Source organism: Brevibacillus sp. FSL L8-0520, assembly GCF_037963895.1.
Lineage (GTDB): Bacteria > Bacillota > Bacilli > Brevibacillales > Brevibacillaceae > Brevibacillus > Brevibacillus borstelensis.
Map to the genome: position 1 here is coordinate 422920 of NZ_CP150171.1, position 15192 is coordinate 438111.

The 15192-nt window shown below is 47.1% G+C and carries 15 protein-coding genes and 2 pseudogenes; 10 read left to right on the forward strand and 7 right to left on the reverse strand.

The genetic code is table 11. From position 1 onward, the window contains the following. A complete protein-coding gene (locus tag NSQ24_RS02450; RefSeq protein WP_339167176.1) occupies positions 1-1038 on the forward strand; it encodes a sensor histidine kinase in 1038 nt (345 codons plus the stop codon). A gap of 33 nt (positions 1039-1071) precedes the next feature. Continuing rightward, a pseudogene (locus NSQ24_RS02455) lies at positions 1072-1170 on the forward strand (oxidoreductase); the annotation flags it as partial. A gap of 104 nt (positions 1171-1274) precedes the next feature. Here the strand turns inward: NSQ24_RS02455 and NSQ24_RS02460 are convergent. Both NSQ24_RS02460 and NSQ24_RS02465 read right to left on the reverse strand, forming a co-directional pair. After that, the gene (locus tag NSQ24_RS02460) at positions 1275-2111 is read right to left on the reverse strand and encodes a DUF92 domain-containing protein (protein ID WP_031933398.1); all 837 of its coding nucleotides are present in this window, start codon (positions 2109-2111) and stop codon (positions 1275-1277) included. Positions 2112-2186: 75 nt separating this feature from the next. Further along, on the reverse strand, positions 2187-2816 hold the full coding sequence (locus tag NSQ24_RS02465; RefSeq protein ID WP_339167177.1) for a DUF2306 domain-containing protein: 630 nt from the start codon (positions 2814-2816) through the stop codon (positions 2187-2189). A gap of 185 nt (positions 2817-3001) precedes the next feature. Between NSQ24_RS02465 and NSQ24_RS02470 the strand changes: the two genes are divergently transcribed. Beyond that, positions 3002-3595 (forward strand): TetR/AcrR family transcriptional regulator, encoded by a 594-nt coding sequence (locus NSQ24_RS02470; protein WP_031933396.1) that lies wholly within the window; start codon positions 3002-3004, stop codon positions 3593-3595. On the opposite strand, the gene NSQ24_RS02475 is transcribed toward NSQ24_RS02470, so the two are convergent. The 3 genes and pseudogenes from NSQ24_RS02475 to NSQ24_RS02485 all read right to left on the reverse strand — a co-directional run bounded on the left by NSQ24_RS02475 (position 3580) and on the right by NSQ24_RS02485 (position 5185). Next, a complete protein-coding gene (locus NSQ24_RS02475; RefSeq protein WP_172920431.1) occupies positions 3580-3768 on the reverse strand; it encodes a hypothetical protein in 189 nt (62 codons plus the stop codon). The genes NSQ24_RS02470 and NSQ24_RS02475 overlap by 16 nt on opposite strands. Then, a pseudogene (locus NSQ24_RS02480) lies at positions 3765-3851 on the reverse strand (short-chain dehydrogenase); the annotation flags it as partial. The gene NSQ24_RS02475 and the pseudogene NSQ24_RS02480, both read right to left, overlap by 4 nt. Before the next feature lie 119 nt (positions 3852-3970). Beyond that, positions 3971-5185 carry an MFS transporter gene (locus tag NSQ24_RS02485; RefSeq protein WP_031933395.1) on the reverse strand — a complete coding sequence of 405 codons (1215 nt, stop codon included), beginning with the start codon at positions 5183-5185 and terminating at the stop codon, positions 3971-3973. A 146-nt stretch (positions 5186-5331) separates the two neighbouring features. On the opposite strand from NSQ24_RS02485, the gene NSQ24_RS02490 reads away from it, so the two are divergent. Continuing rightward, complete coding sequence (locus tag NSQ24_RS02490; RefSeq protein WP_122958184.1) at positions 5332-6222, forward strand: LysR family transcriptional regulator; 891 nt, start codon at positions 5332-5334, stop codon at positions 6220-6222. Between the two features lie 44 nt (positions 6223-6266). Here the strand turns inward: NSQ24_RS02490 and NSQ24_RS02495 are convergent, their stop codons facing one another. Continuing rightward, entirely contained in the window at positions 6267-7517 is a 1251-nt protein-coding gene (locus tag NSQ24_RS02495) for an MFS transporter (RefSeq protein WP_003393054.1), read from the reverse strand. 418 nt (positions 7518-7935) lie between these two features. Between NSQ24_RS02495 and NSQ24_RS02500 the strand changes: the two genes are divergently transcribed. After that, positions 7936-8340 carry an ASCH domain-containing protein gene (locus NSQ24_RS02500; protein ID WP_152562264.1) on the forward strand — a complete coding sequence of 135 codons (405 nt, stop codon included), beginning with the start codon at positions 7936-7938 and terminating at the stop codon, positions 8338-8340. A gap of 153 nt (positions 8341-8493) precedes the next feature. On the opposite strand, the gene NSQ24_RS02505 is transcribed toward NSQ24_RS02500, so the two are convergent. Then, positions 8494-9213: a glycosyltransferase family A protein gene (locus tag NSQ24_RS02505; protein ID WP_003393058.1), complete on the reverse strand. Its 720-nt coding sequence runs from the start codon at positions 9211-9213 to the stop codon at positions 8494-8496. A 237-nt stretch (positions 9214-9450) separates the two neighbouring features. Here NSQ24_RS02505 and NSQ24_RS02510 point away from each other — a divergent pair, with 237 nt between their 5' ends. From NSQ24_RS02510 to NSQ24_RS02530, 5 genes are all read left to right on the forward strand, one after another. Continuing rightward, complete coding sequence (locus NSQ24_RS02510; RefSeq protein ID WP_172920434.1) at positions 9451-10128, forward strand: response regulator transcription factor; 678 nt, start codon at positions 9451-9453, stop codon at positions 10126-10128. Then, positions 10103-11110, forward strand: a complete 1008-nt coding sequence (locus tag NSQ24_RS02515; RefSeq protein WP_339167181.1) for an ATP-binding protein — start codon at positions 10103-10105, stop codon at positions 11108-11110. Before NSQ24_RS02510 ends, NSQ24_RS02515 begins: the two co-directional genes overlap by 26 nt. 96 nt (positions 11111-11206) lie before the next feature. Continuing rightward, positions 11207-11965 (forward strand): ABC transporter ATP-binding protein, encoded by a 759-nt coding sequence (locus NSQ24_RS02520; RefSeq protein ID WP_171506039.1) that lies wholly within the window; start codon positions 11207-11209, stop codon positions 11963-11965. Between the two features lie 95 nt (positions 11966-12060). Beyond that, on the forward strand, positions 12061-14031 hold the full coding sequence (locus NSQ24_RS02525; RefSeq protein WP_327955957.1) for an FtsX-like permease family protein: 1971 nt from the start codon (positions 12061-12063) through the stop codon (positions 14029-14031). Between the two features lie 489 nt (positions 14032-14520). Further along, the gene (locus tag NSQ24_RS02530; RefSeq protein ID WP_003393069.1) at positions 14521-15171 is read left to right on the forward strand and encodes a DUF6198 family protein; all 651 of its coding nucleotides are present in this window, start codon (positions 14521-14523) and stop codon (positions 15169-15171) included. Positions 15172-15192: the final 21 nt, after the last annotated feature.

The window sequence follows — 15192 nt, forward strand, 5'->3', positions numbered from 1 at the left end:
ATGAAATGGATAAAGCAAATCTTTGATTGTTTTCATGCTTATAAACAATGGTTTCTTATTTTCATTACTACAGATCTTCTATTTATCTTTTTCGCATGGCTGGCTTACCCGGAAACCTTTAAGGTGTTAGTAGGACTCATGATTGTTTTTACTCTAGCAATGATATCGTTGTCTGTATTCATTATCATCAGAAAGCAAAAAATAATCGAAGCGGCCTTTGAAGATTTTTTATTAGAGGCGAATGAGACGAACGAAGAAATATTATGCAGGCTATCTCCGAAGACATATTGGCCGTTTATCCGTAGAATGGGGAGCGTCATAAGGTCATATCAGGCGCAGCTTAATGAGCAAGTTATTGAGTTGACCGATTATGAAAACTATATAGAAGGATGGGTTCATGAAATTAAAAAGCCTCTGTCACTAATGACATTGGTATTAGATAACCGGAGTGATGAAATGTCTCCCCTTGTCAGACAGCGTATGATTCATATTAGAGATCAAATGCTTGGAGACGTAGGGCGAATTTTGTATTTTGCAAGACTAGGGGCTACTCATAAAGATTATTTTTTTGAACCTATCGACTTACTGGCTTTTTGTAAACAGACAATTGAAGATCATCAAACGCTACTGGATGAATCCGGTTTTCAAATACAATTCATAGGTGAGGAGCGGGAAATTCTTTCCGATCGCAAAGGGCTAGCTTTTATATTGGAACAAATAATCGCTAATAGTACAAAACATGTTGCACAGAATCAGGATAGTCCCATTTTGAAGTTTGAAACGGTTTACGACAAAGGGAGTGATCAAACTATTTTACATATTAGTGATAATGGGCCTGGTGTCCCTCAAGAAGATTTGCCATTTATATTTGATAAGGGCTTTACCGGAAGGCGAGGTACTTGTACAAGGCAAGCTACGGGGATGGGACTCTTTTTGGTAAGCAAGATGGCCTATGATTTAGCCATTCAGTTGGATGCAAAATCAGCGCTTGGTTCAGGGCTGACCATATCACTAAGATTTCCGCATGTGAACCAATAAGCTATGCATCGTGGAGAAAGTTTATCAAGCTGAATAGGCAGGCTGGCCGCATTCGTATGCAGCCCTGATGCATCCGCATGTAAAGGTTCTCCAATCCGTATGGACGGGGGGATGGTGCCTACCATTTTTTAATAGGAATTCTATTAACGTTCCGTACGTCTATAGTACAAGGCATGTGGCATCACCGGAAGGACCAGGCATCGTTCAACGATACAAGGTCCTTCCGGCTTTTCCCATCAGGCCAAGCCGAGTGCCAGAGCCAGCGAGGCGGCTGCTACGCCGCCAGCAAGCGATCCGGCGACATTGACGGTATCGTTGCTCCAGCCGGAGCGGCCGCGGATCCGCTCGGCTGGCCTGTCGCAGTGGCGGACCTGCTCGATCTCCCGGCCGCAAGCAGGGCAACGGTACATTTGCTGCCATGTCGCACCGATCCACGAATCGGCCAGCGATCCAATGATGCCCGCCAGACCGGCTATTCCGATCCAGGCCGCCGGTCTAAGAGCCGCCGAGGTCGTATCCGGTGCGGATTGGCCGGGCACCACCACAAGCAGCATCCACGCTGCAGCGCCAATAAATAGGCCGCCAGCCAGCGAAGCGACCATACCGAGGCCTGAGACGCCTCCGGACGTGCCGGGCGGAACGCGCCGACCCGTCTTGATCGATATTGGAGGCGTCCGGCTCAAGCCGCCGATTTCGGTAGCCCACGTATCGGCTGTGACCGCCGCCATTACGCCGAGGAAGGCGTACCACCAAAGCGGATGCGGATACGCCCAGTTTGCCGCGCATAACAGCAGCCCCACTCCTCCATTCGCCAGCACCTGGCCCGCATCGCGCCTCCCGGTTTTCTCGTAACCGCTCTCTGCCTCTGCCTTTGCATGCTTTTTCCACTTGGACCATAACGTCGACGAAACAAAAAAAGCGATAAGGGAGCCGAACCAGACCGCGCTGCCGAGCGCGTACATCACCGTGCCCAGCATCACCGCCGCGAAAAAGCCGGAACCGGACAGCGACCGTTTTGCATAAGCCGCTCCAGCAATCCCGGCGCTGCAGGCCAGACCTATTAACCACTCCACCGCTCTCCGCCCCCTTTGCTTACACTATTATACATTAGCTCAGCGGGCTTTCGAAAATGAGAAGGTTGACCACTCCTAGGTCATCCATTTCTTGCAGATGAAAATCTCTGCCAATCCCAGATTGAGCAGCATGCTCCCCCATACGGCGAACGCATACGCAGAGGCGTACGTAAGCCCGATTGCGTGCTGGCCGAGCGGGAGCAGGAGATGAATGGCCAGATTCGCGTAAGTAAGAAAAAAGCTGCGTGTGATCCACTTGGAATGCTCGGCAGTTTGCTTGCGGCGAATATGGAGATATCCGAGCCAAGTGGTCCCGAGCCAGAGCAAATTCAAGAGGAGGAAACCGGCAACTGTCAAGCCTCCCGCCGCAAACCACGAAACGTAAAGCCCGGGAATGAAGTTCAGCAGGATAGAAACGACGTAGATTCGCCCATTCCATCGATGCCAGGCGATTGACCGGGTACGTATGTTTCGCAGCATGCCGACAGGCCCCGTAATCAAAGAGACAATCGCAAGCACAATATGCGCCCTCAGCATAAACAACCACAATGCCCGGTCGGCGGTAAAGGAATCCCTGGTTGCAAGAAGCTTGATGAATTCGGGATCAGACACGAAATTTTTGGTTACCGTATGCATGATCCACATCAACGCGACGACTGACAGCAGAATAACAACGCCATTCTTTTCTTTCGTTCGATTTTTCACACTGGCAAACCATCCTTTGCTGTTTTTATGTATAATAGATCAGACCGGACCGTCCGGTCTGAACGGTTTCATTATACGGTGTCTTCTGCTAATTTAAAATAGACAGCTTCTCGTAATTCGTGACAATATGAAGAAGTCGCGGAAGGTTCTAATGAATAGGACTGCCTGCCAGGGGGATGAATCATATGAAGAAATCAGATGAGATAAAGGAAAAGATCGTTAATGCCGCCATGCTTTTGTTTAATACGAAAGGCATTGCTCAAACGTCGATACAAGAAATCATGCAAGCAACCGGTTTGCCGAAGGGAGCCATTTACCGGCGGTTTGAAACCAAGGAACTGATTGTGCTGGCTGCCTTTGAGAGAGCGGGGCAAATCATGCAGCAGTTTTTTACACAAGCTGTGGGAGAGGGGACGAGTACGCTCGATAAATTGCTGAAAATCTCGGCGGTTTACCAGGATGCTGTCCACAACCCGCCCATACCCGGCGGATGTCCGCTGCTGAATACGGCGGTAGAAAGCGACGGAACGTTCCCCGAACTCCGTCAGAAGGCCGCAGGAGCTTACGCGGGCATGGTCAAATTCGTTCAATCGATCATTGAGCAAGGCATATGCAACAAGGAGTTTCGTCCGGATATGGATGCTGCCGAAATGGCCGCTTTTTTGATCGATTCCATGGAAGGGGCCATCATGGCGAGCCGTTTGACGGGCAGCAATGCCCCGATCGAACGCAATATGAAGTATACGGAAAGGCTACTCAAGAGCTACTTGATTGCATAGCCGTTGAACAACATGCTTGTGACGAAAAATGGAGCCAAGACAGACGGTTGAATCTCAACTGCCCTACAAATATCTTGGCGAAAGAAAATCACAAAGTGAAAACGGGACGTTACCGTTTTGGGGCTGCCGAGAAAACGATCGGCAGCCCGCTTGGCAAGAAAGAGATAAATCACAAATGCGATCCCCTGCTAGCATCGATGCACTGTCCAGTAATCCACCGGCTTTCCGGAGAGGCCAGGAAAGCTGCGACATCCGCAAATGTTGCTCTCCTATTCGGCAGGCGTATCGGCATGAGACAACCTAGAGAGGCAGCTAACTCTTTCAAACACAAAAAAATCCTCATTCGCCAGATGAGGATTTTTTCAACGCATGGCTTCATTTAAAGGAAATGGTTTTCTTATGTTGCACGGCCGTAACCCATTTTGCTTGAAGCAACGTAAGTACAAGTGCGATCAGCAAAAATCCCGCGATCATACCGACGACTCCGCCCCATCCTTGGGAAGACCAAAACACGCCGGCTGTCGTCCCTCCGATACTGGAGCCTATATAGTAAAAGAAAAGGTAGAGCGAAGAAGCTTGCGCCTTATCGTGATGAGCGCGGTATCCCACCCAGCTGCTGGCGATGGAGTGGCTGCCGAAAAATCCGAAAGACACGATCGGCAAGCCCAATATTTTGAGCCACACATGGGAATCCAATGTCAGAATGACTCCGGCCAAGGTAATCAGCAAAGAGAGCAAAAGCGCCTTCTGTCTACCGTATTTGCTTGCCATTTTTGCCATCCAGACGGAACTGAACATGCCTACGAGATAGACGATAAAAATCCAGCCGATCACCGTCTGGCTCAATGAGTAGGGTGGCGCGGTCAGGACATACCCGATGTAGTTAAACAAGGCAATGTTGCTGCCAAGGATGAGAAACCCGATGACATAGAGCGAAAGCAATGCCGGATTTTTCAAGTGATCAACCAGAGACGCAAGCAGCTTGCCAATTTCAGGAGAACGCGGGTGAAAGTTTTGGGACTTGGGCAAACTCGCAAAAAATATCAGGCTGGCCAAAATGCTGATGACGCTAATGGTTCCCAGCGCTGCGTGCCAGTTGAACATGTCTGTCATCATTCCGGCAATGATTCTGCCTGCTACGGCTCCCAGCGAGTTTCCACTGATGTACAGGCCCATCGCCACACCGAGACTGGCTGGTTCCATCTCCTCTCCCAAATAGGCCATTGCGATGGAGGGGAGTCCGCCTAAAGCGAATCCCTGAATCACCCGGAAGACCAGCAGGCTTTCATACGTTGTACTGAAGGCAGTCAAAATGGACAAGACGGAGGCGGATAGCATGGAGATCATCATGATTCGCTTGCGTCCCCATACTTCCGATATCGAGCCAAACAACAGCATACTAACCGCCAGAGATATGGTGGTCAAAGAAAGGGACAGGCTGGCCATTGCAGGGGAGATGTGAAATTCCTTGGTGAATTCCGGCATTAATGGCTGCGTGCTGTAAAGAATCGCAAACGTGTTGAATCCGGCTGCAAAAAAGGCCAGGTTCGATTTGCGAAAAGCAGCGGTGCCTTGTTGAATGTAACCCATGACAAGAACCTCCTTACCTTCTTCCGTACGCATTTTTATACTATCACCGGCAACTCATGATGTATAATTCATTGTAATTATGTTTTTCATGCACACGGGTAATAGATAAATCAGCACACGATGTTTACAGAAAGGAGGATTCAAACATGGAGTGGCAACAGCTCGAATACTTTCAAACCTTGGCTCACTTGCAGCATGTGACGCGTGCGGCCGAGTACCTGTCCATTTCCCAGCCAGCCCTCAGCCGTTCCATTGCCCGACTGGAGGAGGAGCTTGGGGTACCGTTATTCAACCGACAAGGGCGTACCATTGTGCTGAATCGATATGGCCAGCTCTTTTTGAAGCGGGTGAATCGCATTTTGATGGAATTTGACGTTGGGAAGCGGGAGCTGCACGATATGGTGAATCCGGAGCATGGAGAAGTCGCGTTAGGGTTCTTGCATACGCTCGGCACCAGCCTGATCCCTGACTTGCTTGGCGCCTTCCGTGTCCATTCCCCGGCGATCCGTTTTCAGCTGACCCAAAATCACAGCTACTCGCTGTTAGAGCAGATGAACGCCGCCAAGCTCGACCTTTGTCTTGTAGCAGAGCCAACCGAAACAAAAGTGCCGATCCAATGGAAGCCTCTCTGGAGCGAGGAGATTTTTGTGATCCTGCCCACGAATCATCGGTTGGCTCATGCCCAGAGCATTTCGATGGAAGAAATAGCGGACGAACCCTTTATCTTTTTGAAAAAGGGGTACGCGCTGCGTGAAACTACCGATGGTTTGTTCCGGCAATTGGGAATGAATCCGAAAGTTACGTTCGAAGGAGAAGAAGTGTCTACCGTTGCAGGGCTGGTCGCCGCTGGTCTGGGCCTCTCGCTTCTCCCCGACGTAGGGTTGGACAAGAGCAAAATCGTGTATATCCCGATCCGGCAGCCAAAGTGCAGACGCGTGATCGGGATCGCGTATGTTGAGGATCGGTACTTGTCGCCTGCCGCCTTGCGATTCAAGCAGTTTGTGATCAACTATTTTGGCAGGATGGAATCGATTTGACGGTACGGTATCGATCTTAGTACGGCATTGGGCTGAAGCTTCCATCAGCCCGCCGCTTCAGGCTTCTCCACATACATTCTGAATAACTGAATGTATAGCGCGGTGCTGATCAAGGCGAGCGCCAAAATGAGGCTGAATATTCCCATAGGCGGCATCCACCCGGACAGGAAGACGGTGACCGGGGCCAAAAATTTCCCGATCGTGGCCTGCAAGCTGTCAGCACCCATGTATTGCCCCCTGGCATGCTCCGGGGCATAGCGGCTGATAAAGCTCTGTGTCACGGGTGAGCGCACGATCTCGCCAAAGGTGAAGATAACCGTAACGAAAAACAGGAACCATATATTCGTGCTGATCCCGACGAGGAATGTGCCCCCGCCGGCCAACAGCGTCGACAGAATAAAGACATTGCGCTCCTGCCAATGGTTGAACCACTTCGTGACAGGCAGGATGAAGAGGACAAACAAAAGACCGTTAAATCCCAGCAGCCATCCATATATCTCCGTACCGGAAAGCAAAAGGGTATCGCCATTCCACGGGAACAGTGGCTGGGCAGGGACTTCATTGATCACGTATACTGACAAATACAGATCCAGCTGCATGATCGGGATCAGCGCAAAGATGCCTGCCAACGTATACACCAGAAACACTTTGTCGCGAAGAATAACGCCGTAGCCTTTCCATTGTTCCTTGAAAGCGCGGGAAATCGAAGCCGGCGCTTCCGGGTTTTTCGCCGACCGCGGCAATGTTTCATGGACGATTGCATACATGGCAATGAAATACAGCAGCAAGACCAGTGCGCAGGTCCACAGCAGCTCTTGCCGGTAATGAAAGAAGAAAACGGCTCCAAGTGCAGGTCCGAGAACCGCTCCTATGTTGTTGGCCGTCGCAAACGTTGCGAATACTTGGCGGCGGGATTGTGCGGGAACCAGATCGGCAACCATAGCGGAGCTTGCCGGCCTGTAAATGGCTCCTCCCAGACCAAGACCGATGAATGCGATATAATCGATCCAATGGGACCAAGACACGGCAAACAAGGCAAACATCACCGTCTGAAGAAAAGCGCCCAGCAGCATGACAGGACGCCTTCCCCACCGGTCGGCCAAAGCTCCTCCGAGCAGACTCCCGATCAGGCTGAAGATCGGAGGGACCGTCATCAAAATGCCAGCGATGTGATTGCCCAATGCCGCACCAAAATATACAGTGATAAACGGAAAGTACATCCAAAACAGCATGTTAAACAGTGCTTCCCCGATTAACCGGGTTTTCAAATTGTTATTCCATGAACGTATTTTCATCCATATCCTCCTCATTATTGTCAAAGCAGGCATGTTCCTGTTTACAAACAGATACACACCACAAGTTTCCCGGCCGGGTATACAAACTTTAAAGCATTTTTTCAAGTAAATATAGACTTATAATTCAGAATGGTTTATACTACTAATATGAAGGTCGAATATACGTCTGGTTAGTTTGGATGTTTCAAAAAAAGAACACATGTTCGGAATGCTAAAAGACGCTCCTCACGGAAGCGTCTTTTTTGATGCCTGCGCCGCGGCCATAAGCGATTCGAAAACTGGTAAAACGAGTACTTGCGGCAATGCCAAATGGGCAGGCAAAGGAAAGGCTGACGGGAATAACAGGGCAGGCAAGCTATGAAGCCAACTCGCCAAAATGTTATGATGAATGGATAAGTGAGCTTTTGGAGGAGAGTCTATGTCAGAAATTACAGTACATAATCACAAAATGATATTTGGCTGGGAAGAGGATAATGGCTTGGGCGAGAGATTGATTCAGCAAATCCTCAGGGGGGAGAAAACGGCTACTTGTGCACCCAAAGAAGAATATTCCGCGGAAGAATTGCAGCAAACATACGAGCCGGTCGGAAAAATTGTCACCGTCTATGACAAGCATGGCAATCCCAGATGCAATGTGAGACTGAAGGAGGTTTTTGAAACGACGTTTGGAAACCCAGATATGCGGCTTGTCCAAGGAGAAGGAAACGGAGACGATGTCGCTCAATTCCAGGAGGACCATCGGCTTGCTTGGAAAGATATCGGGATTACGTTAACAGATGATACGGTTTTGATTGTCGAATTATTTGAGTTAATCCATGAATAACGAGATGGTGAAGCCGACGAAAAAGATGGAGGGCCTGTGTTTCAACACCAACCAGACTAAGCCTCCTGGCATATCGCTTTCGATTCAAGAATAAAAAAGATGCCAAATCGGCACCTTTTTTTCTTGTAAAATAAAACGATGAGAAGGTCCTTTTTACATAAAAGACGAGAGGATCCTTTTGACCTGGCGCCGATTTTTTACAATACGTCTTTTGTTGATGACCTTGTTCCGCTTTGAACGAAATTTGCTTGTCGTATTGCCCGAGTGGATGACGTGTACATAGTTGCGCAGACGCAATTTGTCGTGGCGCAGGCGGATGACGGCGGGATGTCCCCCGGCAAGCCGATACCGTTTTCCTTTCAAATAATCTTTTACTTTATAGATTAACGTATAGAATGCCGGCGACTTTGCATACATCGGCGCAATTCGCTTCTTTTTCGAGTCATACATGTAGCCAAATTGGTTGATCACCGCGGACGTTCCCTTTCTTCTGCGGTGATTCTTGAGCTGCTGGATATAGCTTCGGCGGTACAAATCGTCTGAATCCAACCGCACCAAATACAAATAATGATAGCCCTTGAGGCGCTTCCTGATACTTTTCTGGTACTTGCTTTTGGGGATGAATTTGATATTTTTAGGGAGCTTGCTGTACTTGCGCAGCTCTTTTTTTATTTTCCTTCGGGAGCGGTCCTCATACTCCACGAGAGCGACAAAGCCTTGATTGGTCTGTCTTTGCAAACTTCTCCGCGTATACCGCATAAATATTTTCATCCGGCTTTTAATCCATTTCGTCGTAAATCTCTTCTTGCGGTTGTACTTTAGCTTTTTGGAGTTAAAGGCAATCCGGACGATGATCTTCTTTCGTTTTGCCAAGAAGTCCTCACTCTCCTTTACCAAGCAAAGCTGTAAATATTACATGGTATTGGAGTTTTCCAGGTTTTGCTGTAGTCGGATACCTCTCGGTGATATCCGCACATAAATGCCCCTGGTCTTAGCTGAAGAGACTCTCCCGGTTTCGCCCTGAAAAAAGGAAGGGATATAATGTATGCAGGCCACGGCATGCAAAGCAAAAAGCGATGCATCCAACAATCCTGATTCGGGAGGCAAGCGATGAAAATACTTTTAATAGAAGACGATGTGAAGCTGATCAAATATATCAAGCAGTATTTGACCGCATACGATTATGAAGTTTTCATTGTCGGGGATTTTGAGCGGGTCGTGGAAACAGTTGACCGGGTAGAACCTCATCTGATCATTCTGGATATCAATTTGCCGACGTTTGATGGTTTTTATTACTTGAAACAAATCAGGAAAACCCACGCCGTACCGATCATCATATTATCCGCCAGGAATGAAGAAGGAGAACAAATCAGAGGAATGGAGCTAGGGGCGGATGACTATATCACCAAACCGTTTAGTGTCGGGATTCTTATGGCCAAAATTAACGCGGCCTTGCGGAGGTCCATGCAATACTCGGATGGGGTCAGGATCGAAGAGGGGAAGCTGGTGCTGCTGGAGGACAGTTTAAAGCTGCAGTATGAAAATCAAACCGTAGAGCTTTCGAAGAATGAGTATAAAATCATCAAATTATTGATGCAAAACAGAGGGAAACTGGTGAGCAGAGATGATCTGTTTGATGTGCTGACCGATTATAACACCTTCGTGGCGGAAAATACGCTCAATGTCAATATGTCCAGAATAAAGGGAAAGCTGAGGGAATTGGGGCTTGAGGATGTCATCACGACGAAAAGGGGGTTGGGATATGTCTTTCATTCCGTTACTGATTGAAGTGATCCAGGACAAGAAAGTGACGATCTTCGTGTACACGATGAATACGCTCTTGATCATTTTATTTTATATGCTTTTGCTGGATAGCGCGGAGTATGTATATCCGATCCTGTTGAGCAGTACTCTGCTCATTCTTTATGTAGGCTACGAAGTATACAAATATCATCAATTTGTAAGCGAGATCGAGGACGGAGGGAAGAGTCCGGACTACGCCAAGCATGTCTCGAATCACAAAGACAAGCTTGTTTTTCAGACGCTCTCCAAACTCCATCGTCACTATAACGCAAGGCTTTATGATAACAAAGTCAAACAGAACAATAAAAATGCCTTGTTTTCACAATGGATCCACAACATGAAAACATCGGTTTCCGTCATCCACCTGGCTTGTGAAATCGGACTTGCGGAAAGAGAAAATGATGAGTATTTGGAAGACATCAAGGAAGAGAATGAAGGATTGAAAAAGAACCTGGAGGAAGCTCTGAACTTGCTTAGAATCGAAGAGTTTTCCAGGGATTTTATCGCTCAGCGCATGCCGTTGAAGCAACTCGTCTATCAAGCCTTGAACGAAAGAAGAAGAGAAATCAGGTATAAAGGAATCGAACCGATTGTGGATATACCGGAAGAATTTGAAATCTTGACCGATAAAAAATGGGCACAGTATATGCTTGAGCAAGTCCTGTCAAACGCCATCAAGTATTCCATAGCAGAGCGGAGCGAATCAATCATGATTCGCGCAAGAAAAGAACGGGACAAGGTGATTCTATCGATTATTGATGAGGGGATTGGGATTGACGAAAAGGATCTCCATCGCGTATTTGATCCATTTTTTACGGGAGATGGCGGGAGACGGGACAGAAATGCCACAGGAATCGGGCTTTATATGGTCAAGCTTATTTCGGATCGATTGGGACATCACATTCACATTCAATCACAAAAGAATAAAGGAACGACGGTCGACATCGTTTTTCTTTCAAAACTGTAAGACTTTGAGAGCAAAATCGATATTTTGTTATCCATTCCTCCTATAAACTTCTGCTTAGAACAGAACAAACGTTGCGTATTGGAGGTTTTCTTTCTGATGGAAGTATTAAAAGTAAATGACCTGTCAAAAGTGTACAACTCGTTTAAAGGAGCCAAAGAAGTTACGGCTTTGCATGGAATAAACCTCAGTGTGAGGAGAGGCGATTTTGTTGGCATTATGGGGCCGAGCGGTAGCGGCAAAACCACTTTGCTGAATTTGCTGTCTGGTATCGATCAATGCACGTCGGGAGAAATCTTTATCGAGGACAAAAACATCACAAACCTGTCGAAGGAGGAAATGGCGCTTTTTCGGAGGCACAGTGTAGGCTACGTATTTCAGGACTTTAACTTGCTGGACAGCCTGACGATCTCGGAAAACATCTCCCTTCCCTTGATACTGGACAAGATCGACCCGGCAACAATTAACGGAAAAGTTCAGGAGCTTGCAGCATTTTTCGAAATCGAGCATATCCAAAATAAATATCCTTATCATATATCGGGTGGACAAAAGCAAAGAGCAGCTGTAGCCAGAGCGTTGATCAATGACCCCGCCATCGTATTCGCCGATGAACCGACGGGAAATCTCGATTCAAAATCCTCCAAAAATATTATGAATACGCTGAAAAAGATCAATGAAGAAAGAAACAGCACGGTTTTCATGGTCAGTCATGACCCCTTTGCTGCGTCTTTTTGCAAAAGAATCATTTTTATCAAAGATGGAGCGATCAAGATGGAAATCGCATCGAGTGGCGACAGAAAGGAATTTTTTGACCGCATCCTGGAAGCTGAAAGCATGATTGGGGGAGAGCTCCAATGACGTTTTCCGCGATTGTATATAAAAATTTGAAGTACAACCTCGCCCGTTATATCTCCTTTTATCTCGTAAACAGTTTTATTGTCGCTGTTCTATTTATGTATGGAACCTTGTTTTTTAACGACAGCATCCCGGACAACACGAAAAGTGTGTTCAATTTTTCGTTTGTGGCGATCGTGCTGTTCTGTATCGTTTTTATCTCCTACACGCAAACGTATTTTGTAAAATTCCGAGGAAAAGAATTTGGCGTCTATTTGACATTGGGGATGACTGCCAGAGACCTCAAAAAGATGACGCGACGAGAAAATATCATCATTATCTCCATCTCATTGCTAACCGGAATTACGGCAGGATTGCTTTTTTCGAGGATGTTTTACCTGATTCTGGGCAAATTGCTGAAAACTATCGAATACAGCATCGGCTTTGATTCTTTTTTGCTGACGATCGGTGTCTTTTTGCCGATTTATATCATCAGCACATTTTTTACAGAGAGATATTTGACCAAACTGTCCATCATTGAAGTCATTCAATCCAGCTCGAAAAAAGAAGTAGCCACTGCCAATCCCTTCGTCGGCTTGGTATCTATCCTGTTATTTGGACTAGCCTTGTACCTATTGCCGAAAATTTACACGGATGAAATCTTTGATGGTAGCAAGGCGATGCTTGCGCTTTGTGCGATGGTGGTATTAGCTAGTCCATTCTTCATTTTCGGTACATTGATCAGCACATGCCAATTGTTCATTCGTAAATTTCCGAGGGTGTACAATAACAACTTGCTGGTTCTGTCTAATCTTGCACACCGTTTTTTATCCTACCGGACGATTCTTTACGTGGTTTCCCTCATGGTGTCACTGGGTGTTTTTCTGATCGGAGTCGGTTACACGATCCATAAAAATACCGTTACATTCAATGATTTGGAGAGGCCGTATGACTTCATGTTCGTTGAAGATGGTATATACAATCATGTTTCGCCAGATGAGATGCGGGAAGTCATTGAAGATAGCGGCGGAAAGCTCGAGAAATATGCGGTCTTGGAGTATCTTTCCTTACCGATTTACAAAATGAAGGATGGCAAAGTGAAAACGGGTGAGCGTACGTATTTCAACGGTGTCCTTGTTAGCGAAAGGAATTACAACAAGCATATGGCTGCAAACAAGGACGTAAAACAAGGCTACATGCTGGATGTATTTCTTGATGGCGGAGAGATTCAAACGAAACCTGCTGAAGATGTCATGTTTTTGATGAATAAAAAAAGCGTGCAAAGCCCAGGCACATCATTCGATGAGGCGAATATAACAATGAGCTCTTCAGACTTCTTTCGTCAGGTCGACCCTGCCGATGTATTTACCGTCTCGAAAGATCGGATTCAAAGTGATATGGCTCAGTTTGCAAATTTAGAGTATACCAATGCGTATTCAACGTATCACATCTATGTAGTCGATGATGCAGACTATGAAATGATCCGCAGAAAGAGCGGCTATCCCGATACTTCCAAGTATCATTTGATCAACCTCGCCAGCGGTGATAAAAACAAGATATTTGCTGAGATGCTCCGCACTTTGCGGGAAGCGAATCACGCTGATGAGTCCATCTGGAAGGACAAAACCTTTTTGGGTGGACCGAAAAACGAAAGGACCTTGCTGGAAGCATATCGCCCTTTCTCCAAGGCCGAGAAAGTAGAAATAGATGTACAAATAAATGGCGTCTTTTACTTCTCCATGGCGTTTTTGGGAGCGTTGCTCCTGATCTCCTCAAGTATTGTGCTGTTCTATAAAATTGTTACAGATATTGCGGAAGAAACGCAGAGAATCACGATACTGAGAAAAATCGGGATCACCAACCGCGAGATGACGCAAAATCTGACGAAACAGTTAAAATTGATCTTTTCGGTACCAGCCATCTTTGGTGTTGCTATGGCTTTGTACTATATCGCATTGGTGAATACCAACTACTCAAAAATCCATTATACGATGCTGCAGGCGTTGTATGTGGTGGCCGTGTACCTTTTCTTGCAGGTTCTTTTTTACTTCGGGTTAAAGAGAAAGTATCTTTCCAGTCTAAACGACTAGTCAAATTCTGCCGTTCTGGCTGCCTGAAGAAGGCTCTTTCAACTTTCCAGCGTGAATGAAAGTTGAAAGAGTCTCTTGCTTATCTGCACTCTTCCTGTTCCCAAATAGCCAAGAGGGGTTCCTTACATCACCATGATTTGGTATGGGACTGCCTTTTTCCTATAGACAAGTGGAAACGAGAATGGTAGAAAAGAGAGAATAAGCAAGTCCTTTCGTTCAACGGGAGAGGGAAAGAGAAATAAATCCTGAAAAATTATCATAAGATGCAAGATGGCGTGAGCTTGAAGCCGGTTCCTCCTGTAGGGTCATTTACTCGGTCAAGTAGTCCAAATATTCAATTTTGCAGAAAGAAGGTGAAGCTTATGGATACACACGTGATGCCCGTCTTCGGACAATGGATAGCATTCGCACAATCTCCCCCTTATGCGTCCTGAAGAGGACAACCGAAAATAGGGGCTGACCACCCCAACACAACAGGGGGAACCAATCATGATAAAGAAGTTTTTTTCAAGCCCGGTAACGGTTCAGTATGCCGTTTTCATGCTGGGCCTGGCTGTGATGGGCTTTGGAATCGGGATGATGATCGAAGCGAATCTCGGTGTGGCTCCGTGGGATACATTGCACATTGGATTGCAAAAGACATTTGGACTGACCATCGGCAGTTGGTCGCAAATCGTTGGAGCGCTCATCATACTCGCGTCTTACGTAATCGGAAAGATCAGGCCAAACGTGGGCATGTTTTTAAACATGTTTTTCTTCGGGCTGTTCATTGACTTATTCTTGTGGCTGGAATGGATTCCTACCGGCGAAACCTTGACGGAGCGCGTCGTCTTGTTCGCGGGCGGGCTTCTGATCTATACGTTCGGAACAGGGATGTACATTTCGCCGCGAATCGGGGCCGGACCCCGCGACAGCTTTATGCTGGCGCTGCATGAACGAATGGGCTGGGGGATCGGCAAAGTCAGGGTCGGGATCGAATGTACAGTTGCGCTCGTGGGCTTTCTCTTGGGAGGGCCGGTTTCGATCGGTACACTGGTGACGGCAGTAGCGATCGGGCCGTTGATCAAGCAGTTTATCCCGATGTGGGAGCGAATGATGGCCGTCCCGTACGGAAGAGCGCCAAAGAAAACAGCGGTTTAACCTGGCACAAAGCAAAACCAC